This window comes from Dietzia sp. B44, assembly GCF_014145245.1.
Lineage (GTDB): Bacteria > Actinomycetota > Actinomycetes > Mycobacteriales > Mycobacteriaceae > Dietzia > Dietzia natronolimnaea.
Genome location: NZ_JAALEF010000446.1, coordinates 1 through 2,037, shown reverse-complemented (window position 1 = coordinate 2,037; position 2,037 = coordinate 1). Strand labels below are relative to the sequence as shown.

Genomic DNA, 2,037 nt, shown 5'->3' with positions numbered 1-2,037 from the left:
GCACGACTACCACGCACTCGTCGACGACCTCGTCGGCAGCGGGGTGATCACCGACGCCTCGATGGTCGGCTTCGGGATCCAACCCGGCGCGGACGGGCGGTCGGTGGAGATCCTGGTGTGCGACGCGTGCCCCTCCGTCGACGCCACTGCCCTCGTGGCCACCCTGTTCCGGGCGCTGGTCGAGCGCGAGGCCGAGGCCCTGGCGCGGGGTTCGGAGCCGTCCGCACCCGTGGAGACCAGGCTCCGGGCCGCGTTGTGGCGCGCCGCGAGATCCGGTCTCGAGGGCGCCCTGGTCGACCCGGTCACCTTCCGCCCCCGTCCGGCGGCCGACGTCATCACCGACCTGGTCGACTCCCTGGCCGAGCAGCTGGACGGCACGGGGGACCTGGACACGGTGCGCGCGCTGGTCGAGGACGCGCTCTACAACGGCAGCAGCGCGTTCCGTCAGCGGCAGACCCTGCGCCGCCGGGCCCACGTCCAGGACGTCGTGGACCTGCTGGTGGTGGAGACCGGCGGTACCAGCGGCTCCCGTTCGCCCGTCCCGGACGCGCACTCGCGACTGTTCGGTGTCTACCTCCCGATCGAGGGCCTGGACGAGGACCCGAGCTGGGACGAGGCGGTCGAGGCCGGTGGGCGGCCGCGGGCCCCGTACGATCCCGTCCTGACGGCGCTGCAGCGGATCGGGACCGTCAGGCTCCGGGCGCGGCAGGTGCGGGCCGAGCAGGAGGCCTCGGTCGCCGGGGTCACCTTCCGGGTCACGGGCCAGGAGCGTCCCCACGCGTTCCCGATGGACTTCGTCCCCCGGATCATCACCTCGGAGACCTGGTCGCGGCTCGCGGCCGGGATCGAGCAGCGCGCCCGCGCCCTCGACGCGTTCCTGGACGACGTCTACGGCGAGCAGGAGTTCCTCGCCGCCGGGCACCTCGCCCCCGAGGCCCTCGATCGGGCACCGGGGTTCCGCGGGAGTACCGGGCGGGCGCTGGGGGCGGACCGGATCCGGGCGCACATCTGCGGGATCGACCTGGTGTGCGCGGACGACGGTCGGTGGCTGGTCCTCGAGGACAACGTCCGCGTGCCGTCCGGTGTCGCCTTCTCCACCGCCCACCGCGAGATGACGTCGGCGTTGTTCGGCGACCTGGTCGACGAGTTCGATCTCCACTCTCCCGACCAGGCCTTCCCCATGATCCGGGAGACCCTCGTGGCGGCGGCACCGCCGGCGGCGGGCGACACCCCGAACGTGGTGGTGATGTCCTCCGGTTCGGCGGACTCGGCGTGGTTCGAGCACCGCCTCATCGCCGACCGGGCCGGCCTGCCACTCGTCACCCCTGACGAGGTCGTCTTCCGGGACGGGATCCTGCACCGCAGGACCCGCGACGGGCTCCAGCGGGTGGACGTGGTGTACGCGCGGATCGACGAGGACATGCTGCTCAGCTCCCCCGGACTCGACGGCGAGCCGCTGCGGGACGGCCTGCTGGACGCCCTCGCCGGGGGGCGGCTGACGGTGGCCAACGCCCTCGGGAACGGGGTGGCGGACGACAAGGCCGTGTACGCCTCCGTGCCCGCGATGATCGACTTCTACCTGGGGGAGGCCCCGGTCCTCGAGCAGGTGCCGACCTACCTGTGCGCGGACCGCACCCAACGCGACCTCGTGCTGGACCGGCTGGGGGAGTTGGTGGTCAAGCCGATCGACGGCTACGGCGGGCTGGGGATCACCATCGGGCCCGAGTGCTCCGAGGCGGAGTTGGCCGCACGACGCGAGGAGCTGCTCACCCGGCCCGAGGGCTTCATCGCCCAGGAGGTGGTGGCCCTGTCGACGCTCCCGACCTTCGACGGCACCCGCATGCAGAGGCGGCACGTCGACCTGCGCGCCTTCGCCCACCTGAGGCGCGAGGGAGGCCGGACGACGGCCCACGCGGTCCCGGCCGGCCTCACCCGGGTGGCCCCCGCCGGGTCGCTGATCGTCAACTCCTCCCGCGGGGGTGGCGGCAAGGACACGTGGATCATGCGCTGACCCCGGGCGCCCCCCGCCGCGGGTGC

At 73.6% G+C, this 2,037-nt stretch carries 1 protein-coding gene; it reads left to right on the top strand.

Annotation, left to right across the window (positions count from 1 at the left end):
* The coding region (locus G6017_RS13810) for a carboxylate--amine ligase/circularly permuted type 2 ATP-grasp protein (RefSeq protein WP_182617851.1) at positions 1-2,011 on the top strand (2,011 nt) is incomplete at its 5' end.
* Positions 2,012-2,037 lie beyond the last annotated feature (26 nt).